The following is a 16,444-nucleotide window of genomic DNA, read 5'->3' on the forward strand; positions in this document are numbered from 1 at the left end:
GCAATTATTTTCATTTTTTTGAGAAGAACAAGGACAGCTTGAGAATTCCTTTGCATACTAAGCTGGTGTGAAATTGAAAGGAGATTAAAGCGGTATTTTGATCGCAGGTGGACTAAAAAAAAGCCTGGTTAAGCTGAATTAGAGAAGGGTGCAGATGTGTTTGACAATCCGTTCAGCTGCTTTTCCGTCCCAAAGGGGAGGTATCTGACCAGTCTTCCATTTTCCGGAAAAGAGTTTTTCAAGGTATGGCCTTAAATTGTTTGGATCAGTGCCAACCAGTTCATTAGTTCCCATGGTTACAGTTTCCGGGCGTTCGGTGGAGTCCCTCAAGGTCATGCAGGGTACGTCAAGGACAGTTGCTTCTTCAGTGATACCGCCCGAGTCAGTTATGACTGCAAAGCAGCTTTGAACCAGGTAATTGAACTCCAGGTAACCCATGGGCTCGACCATGTGCAGGTTTTTGCTGCTGATGCCAAGCTTATTAAGGATCTTGGCTGTCCTGGGGTGGACCGGAAAGATGATCTTTTTGTCTTTTGCACCGTCTATTATTGTCTGCATAAGTTTTTTTAGCTTCAGCTCCTGATCCACATTGGCCGGCCTGTGCAGGGTCAGGACAAAATAGTCTTTTGGATTAAGTCCAAGGCTGTCCCAGAAGTCTGGCTTCTGCAGTCGGTCCAGATTCTGGAGCAAGGTATCGATCATTGTGTTGCCAACAAAAAATATCCTTTCTCTGACCACACCCATTCGCCTTAAATTCTCATCTGCATACTCACTGGTGGTAAAAAACCAGTTGGTGACGGCGTCAGTAGCCATGCGGTTAATCTCTTCGGGCATGGTCCAGTCATTTGATCTTATTCCGCCTTCAACGTGGGCCACTGGAACCAGCATTTTCTGAGCAGTGATGGCACAGGCCATGGTGGAGGTCACATCGCCCACCACCACGCACAAATCACTTTTTTGCTTCATGAGGATATCTTCGTATCCCATCATGATCCCTGCGGTCTGGCTGGCCTGTGTACCGGAGCCGACATTCAGGTTGAAGTCCGGGGCGGGGATTCCCAATTGATCAAAGAAATTACCAGACATATTCTGGTCATAGTGCTGTCCTGTATGGATCAATCTGTACTTTATTCTGTGCTGGTAAGTCTTGTTTTGGTTGATTGCCCGGATGATCGGCGCAATCTTCATAAAGTTGGGCCTTGCACCTGCAATGAGGTCAATGGTCTTGGGATTCATGTTAACTCCATAATCCTGGTTCGGCATGGGATTTCAGACGGAATGTCTAGAAATGTTTCTGGCTTAAAAAGTCAATTAATGCAATATGCAATCATGTTCCTAAAACGTAACCAAAATGGAATTAGTTTGCAAAGACAGTCTGTAAAACGGTCATGGGTTGCATCTAGAATTTACTGCCTTTTCGGTATGAAATAATTGAAGAGCTTATTTAACATTAAGGGATAAAACCCGTTTTTTTAATTTTGGTGATCTTGGAAAATTCTTGGTGAGGTGGCATAATAATTGAATAATGGTTTTGAATTATAGAATTTTTTATATGGACAAAGTGATAAAGCCATATAAAACAGTCGGCAAAAGTCAGCGAAAATGATCAGTATTTTTTTGATGCTGGCCATTTGAGTTATAGCCATCTTAATCTGAATTCAGGATAGAATAATGGGTGATTTCCAGAGGCGACAGGTGAGCATTACAGAGGAGGCTTATGCCGGTCTGAAGGCGCTGGCTGAGACGAATAAACTGGAGGTGGACGATCTGGTGGACCATATACTGAAAAGCTATATTGATGAAAAGCTGGATTTTGGAGCTGCTGACGAAGCTGACAAAAGAAGGTATCATAGGAAGAGAGTAATAATACCTGCTCTGGTCTATGAGCAATCATCCACCAGCGGCGTGGGCAGATATGTATCCACTACAGTTCTTGATATTTCCATTGGCGGAGCAAAGCTGGCTCTTCCCATGGAAAGGACTTCAAGGGTCGAGTTTTTGAAAAACAGAAACAATTTTGAAGTCATCCTTTATCTGTCGGACACTGAAGAGCTTTCCAGGTTCAAGTGCGAGTTGAAGTATATTGAAGAAAGAGAGCAGATGGTCAGCGTTGGAGGATCGTTTCTTGAGTGTGACGAATACAGCAGCCAGCAGCTCACCAATTATCTCAGGCAGTAATTGAGTTGAGAAGCTGTTGACTGGACCAGGTCCAAAACAGTTGACAGCTATGACATAGATTTAGTGAAAGGAGAAAAACTTCTTTTCAAGAAGAAGTGTCAGGCCAGATACGAAGCTGGTCTTGTTTCCTGCCTGATTTCTGGTCGTTGAATATCTTTTCCTGCCTTGTCATTTTAACTTGTTTTTAGTCATCTCTTCTTCCCCTTAAGTTTAGTATTGAATTGCTCGAGACAGCCTGATGTTTGATCAGGCTGAGTCCCTTTCATTTCAGTCTACCCTCCTTTTCAAGACACCTCTCTGTGGCGTTGACGTTACTTTCAGTTGTCTGATATCAATACATATGGGAATCATTGTGTGCAGGGCGTGTTTGGTAACCAGGGGATGACATGGTAGAGAATCAATCCAGCTGTTCCAGGATTAAGATCCGGGAAATGGGCATAGATGACCTGGCTCCGGTGTTTCATATCGGGGAAGAGGTCTTTACGGCTGAATATTCAACTACACTGTACCGGACCTGGGATGAATATGAAATCACCAATCTTTTCAATTCAGAAAGCGAACTCTGTCTGGTGGCCGAGATAGACGAGCATATTGTGGGCTTTGCCCTGGGAACTACTGTGGATAAGACACGGTCAGCCTGGAAGTATGGCTATCTGATTTGGCTGGGTGTGCGCAAGAATCTGCAGCATGCCGGAGTCGGAGGAAGGCTTTTCAAAGAGATTCTCCGGCGGATGCGAGCCATGGGTGTCCGTATGATCATCGTTGACACAGCTGCAGACAACAAGTCAGCCATAAGTTTTTTCCAGAAACAGGGCTTTGGTGATATTCAGAAGCATGTGTTTATGAGTCTAAATTTGAGCCGTAAAGCCAGATCCTGCAAGCCACGGCCTGCAAGGGCCAGCAAAAAACGAGGAAGGCAGGGGTGATTCGCAATAAGGGGAGGCTGGACAGGGTCTTGCGGGAAATTGACCCAGTCAGGCTGAAAAGAGTTCTGACTGAGATGATTGGCATCTACTCTCCGTCGGGCAAGGAACGTGATCTCCAGCTATACTTGGAAGACCTGCTGCAAAAGTCGGGTTTTGATGTTCAAAAAGAAGAGGTAGAAGATGACAGGTTTAATCTGCATCTTGTTATCGGTTCAGGAAGACCTGATCTCTATTTCATCGGTCATGTGGATACGGTAGCCTACTGGGACTTTGATGAACAGACACCTGAAGAGCAGGGCGGTGTTATTAGGGGGTTGGGCGCAGCAGATATGAAGGGCGGATGTGCTGCTATGGTGGAAACCTGCATTGCTCTTGGCAGGGCCTTGAAGCCTGAGGAGATGCCTTGTGTGGGGATGTGTTTTGTTGTGGGTGAGGAGGAGATCGGCGACGGCAGTCAGGCTTTTCTTGAAAAACGCAGGCCAGAGTGGGTGGTAATTCCAGAACCGACCAGCCTGGCAGCTTGTTATTCCCATTATGGCTACCTGGAAGCTGTAATGGAAACAACCGGTAAAAAAAGTCATTCATCCCTGCCGGAGTTTGGTCATAACGCTGTGGAGTCCATGCTAAAAGTACTTCTGCACCTGGGCAGGCAGGAAGTTTTTCTTCAGGGAAAATCAGATCTGGTCTATTCCATCAGGGAGATGACTTCTTCTCAAGCTGGCTTTGTAGTGCCGGACAGGTGCGAGACATGGATAGACATTCATCTCCCCCCGGAAGTGGATCCTAAAACCATCAAAACCATTATCAGGAAATATGCGGCTGAAGCACATGAGTTCATTACTGACCTGAGTATGGAAATCAGTTTTGACACAGCATATCAAGGTTATGACCTTGGGGCTGACAACCACTTGTCCGGTTTATTAAAACCCATCTATGAGGAGCTTGGAGTGCCTTATTTTGTTGATGTGTTCAGGTCTCATTCTGATGGAAATCTCTTTCACCAGGCAGGGGTAAAGCCGGTTATCCTGGGGCCTGGCTCCCTTGAAACCGCCCATACTCCTGATGAGCATACCAGCCTGGCTGAAGTTGTGGGGGCATCCAGAATTTTCGCAGCTCTTTGTCTTGCTCTGGACCGAAATACTATAATAACTCCATCAATTGACTGATTATGAATATCCCTCCTCCACTGGAACGGCTGCTTTATTTCAAAGAAAAACTGGGAATCGATGATAATGATTTCAGCAGGCTCGGGCTTTTATCCGGGATTGCCCAGTTAGAAAAGGAAGCTTTTTCTAGCTGGCTTTACGACTATTTTTTTGAGATCCCTCACACCAGGGCGGTTCTGGAGCATGAAACCTATGACGACAGACTGAAAAGGACCTGGGCGGACTGGTTTTCATCTTTGTTTGATGTCCGGGACCAGCAGAAATTTGTCACCCGCCACTGGAAGAGCGGTCTTAAGCATGTCCAGTCCGGGGTGGACCACAGGTATGTGAACATGGCCTATGGCCTGGTGAGAAGGTATATTGGCAGAATGGTTCTCGAGCACCGGGATATTGAAGACAGCGAGGGCCTGTTAAAGATTATCGACAAAGTTCTTGATTTATGCATTCTGATAGAGACTGACGCCTTCATTACCTCGACAACTCAGTGCGATCATGAAGTAATAAAGGGAATAGCCCACCAGGTCAGAAATCCCTTGACCGTAATCGGTGGGAATCTCATGCTCCTGCAGAAAAAAACTCCAGGCCAGGATCCCAGAAAAAAAATATACGATACCATGCTCCTGGAGGCCTCAAGGTTGGAGCGGATGGTCAAAAATGTTGTGACCTACAATGAAGTCTTTCAAAGAGAGCCTGAACCTGTGAAGTGCCTGGTCAGGGCCTTTTTGCAGGATGCAATTGACCTGATTGCTCCGCAGAAGCTGAAGGGCAAGGTTGACATTGACTTAGATGAAAGTTGTCCAGAGGTAAGTGCTGACCAAAATGACTTCAAGGCCATCCTCTTTCATTTACTCCAAAATGCTTATGAAGCTGTTGTGGATTCGAAAAATCCGCTTATCAAGATCAATTCTCATCTGAATCCATCCATAACTGGCTACCTGGATATTGAAATCTTTAACAACGGCGACCTGCCCAGACCTGATGATATTGACCAGATGTTCACTCCCTTTTTTTCCACCAAATCCATGGGCACAGGCTTTGGTCTGCCCATTGTTAAGCTTGCAGCTAGAAAGAATAATGGTAATTTTAAAATCAGTCTTGTCCCGGACCAGGGAGTCCTGTGTGTTGTTACCCTGCCTTGTTGATTCACTCCTTAAAAGAATAAACGGCCTTAGTTGCCTTGACCCAAGAAGGATTAATTGATCCAGCTTTTTCCGCTTTGGAGTTAGTCCCAACCATTTTGGGGCAGTTAATAGTTGTTAAAATTTTTAGTTTGTTAAGAAGTGTAGATGGTTAGATGCTTTGGAGGATGTTTGCCCCGCAATTATTGGTAAAATCATGCTGGACAAAGGATATATCATGTTATAGCTAAAGCATACTTTATCGGTATGATTTGATTTGCAAATATTTTTATGGAGTAGTTATGAAGTTATCCACAACGGTAAGATACGGTACAAGGCTGATGCTGGATATGGCTGAACAGCAGGGAAAGGGCCCCATACGCATCAGGACTATTGCCAGTCGTCAGGGTATATCGGAAAAATACCTGGAAAAGATAGTCCGTCTATTGAGAAAGGCGGGTCTTGTGGACGGTTTAAGAGGGCCGGGAGGCGGCTATGTGCTGTCCAAAGCACCTGACGAGATCACCCTGGCTGACATACTGGAAGCAGTCCAGGGGCGGATTGAACTTTGTCCATGTCTTGGCGAGCCTGAAACTTGTGAAAAGCATTTGAGTTGTAAGACCAGAAAGGTCTGGAATGATATCAATCAAGTAATCTGGACCAAGCTCAAAAAGATCAGCCTGTCCGACCTTAGAGACTCGGTTTGTCCTGGTGAAGATGAAATGCTGGACGAGCCGGAGTTTCAAATTTAGCTTTTATTGATCATGAAAAATAAGCCTGCTTAAACCCTGGATGCAAGATGAACAAAACTGACTCCAAGAAAAGAATGGTTCTGGAAGCCAGATCCGGCAGCCCGTTTAAAGGTCTTTTTTTTGTACTTGCCATCATCCTGATTACAGGAGCAGGCCTGTTTTACTATACATCAACCCAGGAAGAGCAGACATTATCCGTGGACCTAGAAGAGGTCAGCCCGGTGGACGATACATTTATTTTTGATCTCGAACTCTTTGCGGACAATACAGCTAAGCATTATGTATATGATGACGGGAACGGACTAAAGATCAGGTTTTTTGTTGTCAAGTCGCCCGACGGTGTTGTTAGAACTGCCTTTGATGCCTGCGACCTGTGCTGGACTGCTGATAAGGGCTATGTCCAGGATGGCGAGTTCATGATATGTCGCAACTGTGGGATGCGTTTTCACAGTTCTTTGATCAATGTTGAGCAGGGTGGCTGCAATCCAGCTCCTTTAACCAGGGAGGTGGTTGGCAGTGAGCTGCATATTCAGAGAAAAGATGTCCTGGAGGGGGCAAGATACTTTGATTTTTCCTGATCAAGGGTGATCAGTCCTCTCAATCAATTCTTCCAACATAGCTCAGAGCTTTGTTTTTGGTTTTTGTAAGGAAAGCTTTAAACATAAAGAAACCATTTTTATCGGTTATTAAGATGAATTTAAACAGAATCGCTCTTTTGAATATCCGGCGCAGAAAGGTCAAGGCTGCTTTTGCCTTTTCCGGGATTTTCATAGCAGTGGCCACGGTCATAACCTTGCTCGGCCTCTCTGGAACGGCAGGGCATAATATGCTGCATCAGCTTGAAAGGTATGGAGCAAATATAGTCATTCTTCCCAAAAGTGAAAGCCTGCCTTTGAGTTATGGAGGTATTTCCCTGGGCGGAATTTCCTTTGAGCTGAACGAATTGAGTGAAGAAGATCTGCAAAGGGTGCATGAGATTCCATTTAACCAGAATATTGCAGCTCTGGGGCCAGTGGTTTTAGGGGTTGCCAAGGTAATGGGTAATCAGGTTCTTGTGGCCGGGGTGGACTTCCAGAGCATGAGGGTGCTTCGGCCCTGGTGGGAGATAACCGGTGGCCTTCCTGGAAACGGTCAGATCCTTGCTGGAAGCGATGCTTCTGAACTGCTGGGGATTGAACCTGGAGAGCTGGTTTCTGTTAATGGAAAACAGTTTGAAGTCTCAGGCACTTTAAACAGATCAGGCTCACAGGATGATCATATCCTGTTTACATCCCTTGGTACTGCCCAGGAACTCTTCAATAAGGAAGGTCAGGTTTCAATGGTCGAAGTGGCTGCACTCTGCCACGGGTGTCCCATTGAAGACATGGTCATATATATATCAGAGGCCTTGCCCGATGCCAGGGTTATGGCTATCCAGCAGGTGGTCATGGGGCGCATGGAGGCCCTGGACCACTTTCAGAGATTTGCATACGGGGTAAGTGTTCTGATCATTCTGGTGGCAGGCCTGATGGTGCTGGTGACCATGATGGGAAGCGTTCGGGAAAGATCATCAGAGATCGGGATATTCAGAGCCATAGGTTATCGTCAGGGCCATGTGATGAGAATCATTCTGCTGGAAGTCACAGTAATTTCCCTGGTGGCCGGACTTGCTGCCTATCCAGTGGGGCTCTTGGCTTCCAGACAGTTGATGCCCCTGTTTACCCTGGGCCAGGCTGAACACGTTCTTCATCCCGGACATTTATTTGATCCATTGCTACTGGCTGTGTCTTTGGGGCTGGCCCTTGTAGTTGGGCTCTGTGCTGGATATTATCCAGCCAGAACTGCGGCCAGGCTGGATCCCAACCAGGCGTTGCGTTCACTATAGGAATATAAAATGACATTTATTTCTACAAAAAACCTGATCAAAAAATATGCAGGCGATGAAGACGGTTTCCCGGCTGTAAATGATGTGACCATGGATATCGAGCAAGGAGAATTTGTTGCAGTAATGGGCAGGTCGGGCTCAGGCAAGTCGACCCTTTTATCTGTTCTGGGAGCTCTTAACACTCCTACATCAGGGCTATGCACTGTTGACAGCATTGATATATACGCCCTTGGCCATGACCAGCAGGCAGATTTTAGAAGGGAGTACCTGGGATTTGTTTTTCAAAATTTCCATCTTCTTCCATATTTGACCGCCCTGGAAAATGTTATGGTCCCTTTGGCTGTAACCAGATTTTCTTATGGTGAGAAAAAAGATATGGCTATGAAAGCTCTGGCCCAGGTCAATCTCGAGAAAAAAGCCCGGCAATTGCCTTCAATGATGTCCGGGGGAGAACAGGAAAGGGTGGCCATAGCCAGGGCAGTGGTCAATCATCCCCGTATTATCCTGGCTGATGAACCAACCGGAAACCTGGACTCAAAGACCGGCCAGGAAGTTATGGAACTTCTAAGTAAGCTTAATCAGCAGGGAATAACCGTGGTCATGGTCACTCACAGCCGGGAGAATTCTTCCTTTGCCGGGAGGGTGCTGACCATGACCGACGGTAAGTTGTCAGGGTGAGTATTATTGATTCAGCCAGGAAATGCACTGGGCAGGACAGGAATCAATGGCTTCTTGGATCAGCTCTTGCGGACCACCTTCTGCCTTGATGATCTGTGACTTGCCCGATTCTTCATCCAGGCTGAATACTTCAGGACAGATGGATTCGCAGGTTCCACATCCTATACATTCATCCACATCGATTGCAACTTTGCGACTCACTTGATCTCCTTTCTGCTAAAGAGGAGGAGCAATGGTCACCAGGACCCGCATTTCTGTCCAGGCCCTGACTCCATGAGGTTCAGCAATATCGCAGATCAAAATGTCTCCAGTTTTGGCTGGAATGGATCTGTCCTTGGCCAGGTATTCTCCCTCGCCCTCAAGAATTTGAATGCTCAGTTCTCCTTCCAGTTCATGGGAATGGATTGGCAGTTCCTGACCTGCCTTGAAATTAAAGTTGATAATTCTGAAATAAGGGCTGTCGTGTACCAGCAGCTTTTTCATGCCCTTTTCGCTGAAAGTGCCCTCTTGGAGGATGTTCATGGTTTTCATGTCTCTTCTCCTTGTTTGGTTATAATGTTGAAAAAATACTGCCATAACTGAGAAGAACCGCCTTGACTTAAGTCAATGGTCCCGGAAGGTTGATTGATTTCCTATATCAGCCCCGAGATCAGGCCAGCTGATATGAAAAAAAGCAGGATGCTGACTAAGACCTGGACTGATCTCAGGGTGATTTTTTTCAAGAGCATCCTTCCCGCAATTGCACCGCTGAAGGCTGCCAGGGAGGCAGCAATGATCAGGTTCAAATTTTCCCTGATTTCAGGACTCCAGATCAACCCGGAATAAGCTGTTATCCTGGACAGATCCACCACAACGGCAATAACCACCCCGGTTCCAACAAACGCTTCCTTGCCAAGACCGGACTTGATCAGAAAAGCACTGCGAAAAGCGCCCTGATGTCCGGACAAGCCTCCAAAGAATCCGCTTAAAAGTCCTCCCAGAGGGAGAAATTTTGGATCAAAAGCCATTTTTTTAAAAGGAGTCATTAGTTCAAGACCGGCAAAAAAGGCCATGAGGACTCCAATAACCAGTTTGACCGGATAAACACTGAATTCTTTGTCCATCAGGGTATAAGTGACAATGGGTGGAAGGTCTGCAAGCCTTATTAGCATGATGGCCCCGGCAAAGCTGGTTATGAGGGCTGGAAGTCCGAATCTGAGTACTGCCCTTAAATCTGCTTTGTTTCCAATGATGCCTAGCTTGAAGATGTTGTTGGCCAGATGAACTACTGCGGTCATGGCAACTGCAGCCTGCACAGGAAAAAAAATGGCAAATGCTGGAAGCAAAAGCGTTCCCAGTCCGAATCCAGAAAAAAGAGTCAGGCCGGATGCAAATAAAGCAGCAAAGCATATCAGAACATATTCCATGAAAGACTCACCTAAGGTATCAGGTTTGCTGGCAGTATCCCAATTTTTTCAGATTTAGCCAGGTATTTTGATGCAAGAATATTAAAGTCAGAGTTGACTGCCTAAATTGAGATGTGTCTGAAACAGTTGTCCAGGGTAAGAAAAAATATTATGCACGTTAAAAAGGGTCGAATAATTAATTTTTGACCAATGATGGGGGTTATTATGGTTAAAAAACAAAAAAATTCAAGTGCTATTTATAGTTGCAGACGGTTGATAACCAGAAGGAATTTTATCAAAAAACAGGGCCAGGCAGCCTTGTTTGCGGCAGCGGCTGCCAAAGCGGGGTTTATGTTTCCAGCTTATGCTGGAGCGGACAGTTACCCGCATATCAGCATTGCCAAAGGTGGACTTGAAGAGGCAACAAAGGCAGCTGTTTCAACCCTTGGGGGAATGAAGGTCTTTGTCAGTCAAGGCGATAAAGTGGTGATCAAGCCCAATATGAGTTTTGCCCATCCGCCTGAACGGGCAACCAACACCCATCCGGAAGTAGTCAGGGCTTTGTCTGAGATGTGTATTGAGGCTGGGGCTGCTTCGGTCATGGTCCTGGATAACCCATTGCAGGGAGCAGAGCTCTGCCTGGAACGTTCCGGCATCCAGGAAGCCTGCAGGCTGGTCCCTCAGACTTCAGTTCATGCCTTCAGTTCCAGCCGGTTTTTCAGGGAGGTTAGGCTTGATCAAGGTAAAAATATGAGGCAGGCCAGTGTGATGCAAGATGTTCTAGAAGCAGACGTGCTTATTGCTGCTCCTGTGGCCAAGTCTCACTCTGCCACCGGGGTCAGTCTTTCTATGAAAGGGATGATGGGACTCATCCGGGACAGGGGCATCATGCATCGAAGATATAACTTGAGTTCGGCCATCGTGGATCTCTGCACCCTGCTGCGGGCGGATCTGACAGTAATTGACGCTACAAGAGTGCTGTCCAGCCATGGTCCATATGGCCCTGGCGAGGTAATCAGCGCCAGAACCATAATAGCTTCCAGAGATATGGTTGCCGCTGATGCCAAGACAGTTGAAATGTTTCCATGGTATGGCCGGGATATCAGGCCTGATCAAGTAGCTCATATCCGTGAGGCCCATGAAAGAGGGCTGGGCAGGATGGATCTGGAGAATCTTGAAACCAGAACGGTCACCGCCTGATGAGTTTCAGAACGATTATCCGCTTTTTAAGCCTTGGTTTTTTTATTTTTCTGCTTTGGATGACCACCTTTCCCCTGAAGGGATGGTTTCCAGTTGATTTTTTCCTGCGTCTGGACCCTCTGATTTTTCTGGGAACAGTGATCAGTTCAAGGCAATTGATCACCGCTTTAATTCCAGGACTTCTGATTCTTTTGCTTACCCTGGTTCTGGGACGGTTTTTCTGCGGGTACATCTGCCCCATGGGCATCACCCTGGATGTAACCGACAAAGTGTTTGGTCCTGGAAAGAATAACAACACCAAGCTGTCGGCCCAGAAGCATGCGGTCATGAGGAACATCAAGTATCTGGTTCTCCTGTTCATCTTGGGAACCTGTCTGTTGGGTATTTCTTCGGTTTTTCTGGCATCACCCCTGTCCCTGGTCACCAGATTCTACGGCCTGGTGCTCTATCCAGGACTGGTCTTTATGGGGGAGGGTTTTCTTACCCTGGTTATGCCTCTGAGTTCTGCACTTGGTGTTTCTTTTCTTACCTATGCTGAACTTGAACCCTACCGCTTTGCTACCCAGTGGTTTATCTTGCTTTTTTTTGCTGCTGTCTTTGCCCTGGCCTATTATTCCCCAAGATTCTGGTGCAGATATCTGTGCCCCTCCGGAGCTCTTATGGCTCTTTTCAGCCGAAACCCTGTGGTGGGCCGGAAGGTCTCTGAGGCGTGTACGGATTGCAGTATCTGTCAGAAGAAATGTCCCATGGACGCCATAGACAGCGATCCCACCAGGACCAGCCACCATGAGTGCATTGCCTGTGAGACCTGTGTCCGGGTTTGTCCGGAGCAGGCTGTAAATTTTGGAATTGGAGAAAAGAAATCTGGCAGGGTAACGGGATATCTACCAGCCAGGAGGCAGGTTCTGGCATCTCTGGCCGCAGGTGCTGGTTCGGCTTTGCTGATTCAGACCGGCATCAGCAGTGTAAAGAGTGAGTTTATTCCAGGCAATATCCTGCCTTCCAGCCTTATCCGTCCTCCAGGGGCTTTGCCTGAAGAGAGTTTTTTGGGCCGGTGCATAAGGTGCGGTCAATGTATGAAAGTCTGCCCAACCAACACTCTGCAGCCTGTCTGGCTGGATGGCGGTCTTGGAGGGATATTCAGTCCCAAGGTTCTTCCTAGAAGAGGGCCTTGCGATCCTTTATGCAATGCCTGTGGGATGGTCTGTCCTTCCGGAGCTCTGAGATCGCTGCCTCTGGCTGAAAAGATGTGGGCCAAAATTGGAACTTCCTACATTATTCCCTTTAAGTGTCTGGCCTGGGAATGGAAACGTGAATGTCTGGTCTGCTACGAGGTGTGTCCATACGCAGCCCTTGAACTTAAAAGAGTGGATGGTAATCCAGTCCCGGTTCCGTACGTGATTCATCATAAGTGCAGTGGATGCGGGGCCTGTGAATACCACTGCCCGGTTCAGGCCGGATCAGCCATAGTTGTTGAACCAATGGAATCTCTAAGGATGAGTAAAGGTTCTTATATTGACAAAGGAAGGGCCATAGGACTCGATTTAGAGGCCGACCCTGATCGGCAAAGAAGACCCCCTGGCCATCTCTTTGATGGTGATGATCCAGGAGACCTTCCACCAGGTTTCAGTTCCTGATTTTTCCCTTGCCAAACCTTTGGCTATGATTATAAATAATCTTAGCAACACATGGATGCGTACCTGCCTGGTCAGGGGGCGACATGGCTTCGACAGGGATGATAGAAGCAAAGGTTGCAGGCCGAGGTGCTGTGGGGACCTCGTTAAACACGCAGCAAAAAATTAGTTGCCAAAAACAACGATTACGCACTGGCTGCTTAGACGGCCACGTTTCCTTAAGCCCATGCCTGATAAGCTTTATGGAAGCGCCAAAACCCCATCAGGCTGCCCGGTCAAAGCCCTACCTTGAGACTTTGATCGTTAAGATAAATCAAGGTTGGTTTCAGGGATGCCTGTCCGGCTGCTTACCCTGGAACGAGAAGCTAAGTCCGGACTAAGCCTGTAGAAGCCTTTAGCTGAACATTCTTGGACGCGGGTTCGATTCCCGCCGCCTCCACCATTCTGCCTTACAACCTAACTTGGTCGATTCAAATTTTCATATGTCTTAAAAAGGGTTTCCATATTTGAATAACTCTGTAGAGCCTGTAGCCGAATCATTTGATTCGGCTACAGGCTCTACAGAGTTATTCGCCGTACATGTCAGTAATAAGTTTCCGTAATTGGGCTGCTTTGCCTTCTGATAAGTAATCAATTTTTTTTCTCAATCTTTGCTTGCGAATGGTGCGAATTTGGTCAACAGCAATTTCAGCATTTCTGTTTGCACATTTTATCTGTATCCGCGTTCTCCATAAAGGATGCAGCTTAGAAGTTAATGGGCAGACTACAATTGTATCTAAATGCTTATTCATTTCATTTTGACTTACAATGACGACCGGCCGTACTTTCTTAATTTCGCCGCCCAAGGTGGGGTTAAGATCAGCAACATATATGTCGTATCTTTTAATATTCAAAGTCCTCATCCTCCAGGCCATCAAGAAGTGCTACATTGAAGTGGTCCCAGTTTTCATTTTCCTCAGCCATGCTTTTGTAGGTATCTTCCCAGGAAAGGATTTTTTCTTCTTTCTTACGAAGCAGTAATCCTCTCTCTGTTTCTTCTATTAGCAGCGTATTTGCTAGACCATATTTCTGAATAAGTGCCTTGGGTATGCGAATTCCTTTAGAATTACCAATGGGAACCAACTTAACATCTCTTATTCGTATTTGATTTTTCATAGATATTGCTCCCTCAGGTCGTATTGATTTGTATGTACCGTAATTACATTTTTCTGCAATGTCAAGCATGAGCACACATGAAGACAGGGCAGGTTTGCTGATGAGGAGGTCATGTTTGATCACTTACCATATATCCGGCCGCCAACCGTGACACACTCATGCTGCTCCACTGTGATCATGCTTCCCCACCTCCCTCCTGAATCTGTGGTCAACTCAGGATAAAGGTGTTTTGTCAGGGGACCACTTCAGAAACTTATATGAATACTATTATAACAGCACAAAACTCCTTTTCCGTAACATGCATATTCACCGTATTTAGGCAGATGAACAGGGGGAAGATAGCTCCCAGGTAAGCTCCCCGATTGCCTGTGCCGGCTGAGGCGTCAGCCTTCAGGTTTCTTAACGTCCATTAAAAAATAAAATCGCATAGAAATTCAACCCTTTATCTATAAGAATCTGATACATCTAAATCTATCAATCAGCTTATGTGTTTGTTTGTAATTCCAATAGGCGCCTAATCTCCCATTACATCAATCAACCAGACTCTAACATGCAAACAAGTTCCACAAGGAATACATCAAAAGGCATAGGATGGATCCTTATTGCATATTTTTTTCTGTTTTCGAATTTTCATTTTGTTGCTGTCATCAAAAAATCCCTTCAAAACAGATCATTATACGCATGTCCTCTCCAATGAAATTATTGGCATGATAATTGCCAATAATTAGAGTAAAGATAAAGCCAAGCCAGTCGTAAGACTGGGACGGAAAGTCACGGGTCCAGAAGTAGGTGCTGGACAGCCGGGCTGCCAAAGTGAAATATATTTCATATTGGTGGTCCGGCTTTTTTTATGCACAGCGGCTTGAATAACATTGGAGTCTACGGCAAAAACAAGGATGTCAAAAGGCTTAAAGGTCACCATGTAGAGCTGTTGACCTATCTGGATCATTACGTGAGTCCGTACAATAATCATGTTGAACACTAAATGAGTCCAGCGATTATCAGCAGGAGGATGTTTCAGCAAAATAGCTCAGAGGCAGGCGCACAGACCCAGGTTATTCTGATGTCCTTGTTCAGAATAGCTGTACTTCAAGGCCTTAATCCGGTTGAGTATGTCGAAGAACTGGCGAGACGGCTATAAAGCGCCGATATCTCCAAAAATATACTGGCAATGAACAAGACGAGCTGAGAATGGTAGCATGAAGCGGCAAAGATCGACCTGTAAAACGTCGGGAAATGAATAATTCAAGAAGAAAGCTGAACCATAATCTTTTTGTTTTTACTGACTCCTGGTCCCTGACTTCTGACATCTGCGACTGCAAATATTAGTTTTTGCAGTCGCATCTTGGCTCGTAACCTTAAACCTGAAAGGGGGTAGTCCGGAATAAAAGTTAATTGAGAGATAAGCTGTGTGTCGAAAGGTGTTGTTTGCATAAGAAATGTTATCTTTTGCAGAAAGGGGAATTACATGAAAAATAGTATCATGGTTTTGTTGAGCGTTATTGTATCTCTATTGTTAGTTTTACCGGCTAATGCTACCATTATCACCGAAGGTTTCACGTTTTCAGTTGCAAGTGCTGAGTACTCATACGATACTGGTACCCACTTCCATTCAAGTACCGGAGGGGAATATGGCAATCCTGCTGGAAAGGCGGAGGTCGGGCGATTTAAAAATGAGGAGGTGCGTGGTCTTTCGGAGTACGATCTCACTGGCCTGAGCTCATCGCCTACTGCCTTCGTTACCTTCAACGTTTATTCTCTCGTAGGCCTCTTTGTTTATGAGTATCCCTTTCCGTTCGGGGATCATAATATTGACATCTATTCATATGCAGGCAACAATACTGAAGACATTTCCGACTATCAAGAGCCAATGACTGGTTTAGTGGGAAACTTCACCACGGGGGGGCTTTCGGTTGGAGATATCCTTAGCTTCGATATAACATCGATCTTCAACTATGCCATTGACCAGGAATGGACTTCACTGGGTATCCGTCTCCAGGCAATGCCACTCAACAATTTAGGTGCGATGGTCTTCGACAATTTCCGGCTGACCACTACAGATCAAACAACTACAGACCTCCAACCCATACCAGAACCTAGTACAATGCTTCTTTTCGGCATCGGTATTATTGGACTTGCTCTCTTCAGCCGCAGAAAAATTTTTAACTGATTGAGAGATGATTTGATCAGCCAAGAGGGAGGCGGAAATAATCCGCCTCCTTTTTTTGTTCATCCGGCTCGAGATCGATTAGGTACTGGAGATCGACACCCTAATCCGCATTGGAGTGTTGTTTTAGATGTTTATAGAAAGTCGAAAGCCCATTATTGTACTACATTTATATATTATTTGATTTCCCTGCAAAAATCTCAGATTTCTGCAGGCCGATT

General features: G+C 46.0%; 18 protein-coding genes, 1 other RNA gene and 1 riboswitch. Of the genes, 13 read left to right on the forward strand and 6 right to left on the reverse strand.

Annotation, left to right across the window (positions count from 1 at the left end; translation table 11 throughout):
* Positions 1 to 138 precede the first annotated feature (138 nt).
* Positions 139 to 1,236, reverse strand: a complete 1,098-nt coding sequence (wecB, locus tag P771_RS0112565) for a non-hydrolyzing UDP-N-acetylglucosamine 2-epimerase (protein WP_028575418.1) — start codon at positions 1,234 to 1,236, stop codon at positions 139 to 141.
* A gap of 435 nt (positions 1,237 to 1,671) precedes the next feature.
* On the opposite strand from wecB, the gene P771_RS0112570 reads away from it, so the two are divergent.
* The 8 genes from P771_RS0112570 (at position 1,672) to P771_RS0112605 (ending at position 8,682) form a co-directional block, all read left to right on the forward strand.
* Positions 1,672 to 2,178, forward strand: a complete 507-nt coding sequence (locus tag P771_RS0112570; RefSeq protein WP_028575419.1) for a PilZ domain-containing protein — start codon at positions 1,672 to 1,674, stop codon at positions 2,176 to 2,178.
* A gap of 386 nt (positions 2,179 to 2,564) precedes the next feature.
* A complete protein-coding gene (locus P771_RS0112575; RefSeq protein WP_028575420.1) occupies positions 2,565 to 3,104 on the forward strand; it encodes a GNAT family N-acetyltransferase in 540 nt (179 codons plus the stop codon).
* Positions 3,101 to 4,270, forward strand: a complete 1,170-nt coding sequence (locus tag P771_RS17555) for a M20 family metallopeptidase (protein ID WP_244147328.1) — start codon at positions 3,101 to 3,103, stop codon at positions 4,268 to 4,270. Before P771_RS0112575 ends, P771_RS17555 begins: the two co-directional genes overlap by 4 nt.
* Before the next feature lie 2 nt (positions 4,271 to 4,272).
* Positions 4,273 to 5,412: a protoglobin domain-containing protein gene (locus P771_RS0112585; protein ID WP_028575421.1), complete on the forward strand. Its 1,140-nt coding sequence runs from the start codon at positions 4,273 to 4,275 to the stop codon at positions 5,410 to 5,412.
* Positions 5,413 to 5,690: 278 nt separating this feature from the next.
* Positions 5,691 to 6,140 carry an RrF2 family transcriptional regulator gene (locus P771_RS17560; protein WP_035244517.1) on the forward strand — a complete coding sequence of 150 codons (450 nt, stop codon included), beginning with the start codon at positions 5,691 to 5,693 and terminating at the stop codon, positions 6,138 to 6,140.
* Between the two features lie 47 nt (positions 6,141 to 6,187).
* Positions 6,188 to 6,718 (forward strand): DUF2318 domain-containing protein, encoded by a 531-nt coding sequence (locus tag P771_RS0112595; protein ID WP_051617324.1) that lies wholly within the window; start codon positions 6,188 to 6,190, stop codon positions 6,716 to 6,718.
* Between the two features lie 113 nt (positions 6,719 to 6,831).
* Positions 6,832 to 8,004: an ABC transporter permease gene (locus tag P771_RS0112600; protein WP_028575423.1), complete on the forward strand. Its 1,173-nt coding sequence runs from the start codon at positions 6,832 to 6,834 to the stop codon at positions 8,002 to 8,004.
* Between the two features lie 9 nt (positions 8,005 to 8,013).
* On the forward strand, positions 8,014 to 8,682 hold the full coding sequence (locus tag P771_RS0112605; RefSeq protein WP_028575424.1) for an ABC transporter ATP-binding protein: 669 nt from the start codon (positions 8,014 to 8,016) through the stop codon (positions 8,680 to 8,682).
* Between the two features lie 3 nt (positions 8,683 to 8,685).
* Here P771_RS0112605 and P771_RS0112610 read toward each other — a convergent pair whose 3' ends face one another.
* The 3 genes from P771_RS0112610 to P771_RS0112620 all read right to left on the reverse strand — a co-directional run bounded on the left by P771_RS0112610 (position 8,686) and on the right by P771_RS0112620 (position 10,088).
* Positions 8,686 to 8,883 carry a ferredoxin gene (locus P771_RS0112610; protein ID WP_028575425.1) on the reverse strand — a complete coding sequence of 66 codons (198 nt, stop codon included), beginning with the start codon at positions 8,881 to 8,883 and terminating at the stop codon, positions 8,686 to 8,688.
* A gap of 15 nt (positions 8,884 to 8,898) precedes the next feature.
* Entirely contained in the window at positions 8,899 to 9,213 is a 315-nt protein-coding gene (locus tag P771_RS0112615; RefSeq protein ID WP_028575426.1) for a cupin domain-containing protein, read from the reverse strand.
* A gap of 101 nt (positions 9,214 to 9,314) precedes the next feature.
* On the reverse strand, positions 9,315 to 10,088 hold the full coding sequence (locus tag P771_RS0112620) for a TSUP family transporter (RefSeq protein WP_028575427.1): 774 nt from the start codon (positions 10,086 to 10,088) through the stop codon (positions 9,315 to 9,317).
* Between the two features lie 330 nt (positions 10,089 to 10,418).
* Here P771_RS0112620 and P771_RS0112625 point away from each other — a divergent pair, with 330 nt between their 5' ends.
* From P771_RS0112625 to ssrA, 3 genes are all read left to right on the forward strand, one after another.
* Positions 10,419 to 11,267: a DUF362 domain-containing protein gene (locus tag P771_RS0112625; RefSeq protein WP_337833576.1), complete on the forward strand. Its 849-nt coding sequence runs from the start codon at positions 10,419 to 10,421 to the stop codon at positions 11,265 to 11,267.
* A complete protein-coding gene (locus tag P771_RS17565) occupies positions 11,267 to 12,904 on the forward strand; it encodes a 4Fe-4S binding protein (RefSeq protein WP_035244520.1) in 1,638 nt (545 codons plus the stop codon). Before P771_RS0112625 ends, P771_RS17565 begins: the two co-directional genes overlap by 1 nt.
* Positions 12,905 to 12,978: 74 nt before the next feature.
* Positions 12,979 to 13,343, forward strand: a transfer-messenger RNA (tmRNA) gene (gene ssrA, locus P771_RS0112635).
* A gap of 124 nt (positions 13,344 to 13,467) precedes the next feature.
* Here the strand turns inward: ssrA and P771_RS0112640 are convergent.
* Both P771_RS0112640 and P771_RS0112645 read right to left on the reverse strand, forming a co-directional pair.
* Positions 13,468 to 13,794, reverse strand: coding sequence for a type II toxin-antitoxin system PemK/MazF family toxin (locus tag P771_RS0112640; RefSeq protein ID WP_028575430.1), 327 nt, complete (start codon positions 13,792 to 13,794; stop codon positions 13,468 to 13,470).
* Positions 13,784 to 14,179, reverse strand: coding sequence for an AbrB/MazE/SpoVT family DNA-binding domain-containing protein (locus tag P771_RS0112645; protein WP_208595970.1), 396 nt, complete (start codon positions 14,177 to 14,179; stop codon positions 13,784 to 13,786). The genes P771_RS0112640 and P771_RS0112645 overlap by 11 nt, the downstream gene beginning before the upstream one ends.
* A gap of 607 nt (positions 14,180 to 14,786) precedes the next feature.
* Positions 14,787 to 14,869: riboswitch (cyclic di-GMP riboswitch) on the forward strand.
* Positions 14,870 to 14,918: 49 nt separating this feature from the next.
* Between P771_RS0112645 and P771_RS19165 the strand changes: the two genes are divergently transcribed.
* Both P771_RS19165 and P771_RS0112670 read left to right on the forward strand, forming a co-directional pair.
* Complete coding sequence (locus tag P771_RS19165) at positions 14,919 to 15,041, forward strand: hypothetical protein (RefSeq protein WP_279614516.1); 123 nt, start codon at positions 14,919 to 14,921, stop codon at positions 15,039 to 15,041.
* 483 nt (positions 15,042 to 15,524) lie between these two features.
* Positions 15,525 to 16,226: a PEP-CTERM sorting domain-containing protein gene (locus P771_RS0112670; protein ID WP_028575432.1), complete on the forward strand. Its 702-nt coding sequence runs from the start codon at positions 15,525 to 15,527 to the stop codon at positions 16,224 to 16,226.
* Positions 16,227 to 16,444 lie beyond the last annotated feature (218 nt).

This window comes from Desulfonatronovibrio hydrogenovorans DSM 9292, from assembly GCF_000686525.1.
Taxonomy (GTDB): domain Bacteria; phylum Desulfobacterota; class Desulfovibrionia; order Desulfovibrionales; family Desulfonatronovibrionaceae; genus Desulfonatronovibrio; species Desulfonatronovibrio hydrogenovorans.

Excerpts from the sequence above, each read along its gene's own strand:
- P771_RS0112575 (WP_028575420.1), top strand. The coding sequence starts at position 2,565 with ATGGTAGAGAATCAATCCAGCTGTTCCAGGATTAAGATCCGGGAAATG.
- P771_RS0112585 (WP_028575421.1), top strand. The coding sequence starts at position 4,273 with ATGAATATCCCTCCTCCACTGGAACGGCTGCTTTATTTCAAAGAAAAA.
- P771_RS0112600 (WP_028575423.1), top strand. The coding sequence starts at position 6,832 with ATGAATTTAAACAGAATCGCTCTTTTGAATATCCGGCGCAGAAAGGTC.
- P771_RS17560 (WP_035244517.1), top strand. The coding sequence starts at position 5,691 with ATGAAGTTATCCACAACGGTAAGATACGGTACAAGGCTGATGCTGGAT.
- P771_RS17565 (WP_035244520.1), top strand. The coding sequence starts at position 11,267 with ATGAGTTTCAGAACGATTATCCGCTTTTTAAGCCTTGGTTTTTTTATT.
- P771_RS0112670 (WP_028575432.1), top strand. The coding sequence starts at position 15,525 with ATGAAAAATAGTATCATGGTTTTGTTGAGCGTTATTGTATCTCTATTG.
- P771_RS0112625 (WP_337833576.1), top strand. The coding sequence starts at position 10,419 with ATGTTTCCAGCTTATGCTGGAGCGGACAGTTACCCGCATATCAGCATT.
- P771_RS0112620 (WP_028575427.1), bottom strand. The coding sequence starts at position 10,088 with ATGGAATATGTTCTGATATGCTTTGCTGCTTTATTTGCATCCGGCCTG.
- P771_RS0112595 (WP_051617324.1), top strand. The coding sequence starts at position 6,188 with ATGAACAAAACTGACTCCAAGAAAAGAATGGTTCTGGAAGCCAGATCC.
- wecB (WP_028575418.1), bottom strand. The coding sequence starts at position 1,236 with ATGAATCCCAAGACCATTGACCTCATTGCAGGTGCAAGGCCCAACTTT.
- P771_RS0112615 (WP_028575426.1), bottom strand. The coding sequence starts at position 9,213 with ATGAAAACCATGAACATCCTCCAAGAGGGCACTTTCAGCGAAAAGGGC.
- P771_RS0112605 (WP_028575424.1), top strand. The coding sequence starts at position 8,014 with ATGACATTTATTTCTACAAAAAACCTGATCAAAAAATATGCAGGCGAT.
- P771_RS0112570 (WP_028575419.1), top strand. The coding sequence starts at position 1,672 with ATGGGTGATTTCCAGAGGCGACAGGTGAGCATTACAGAGGAGGCTTAT.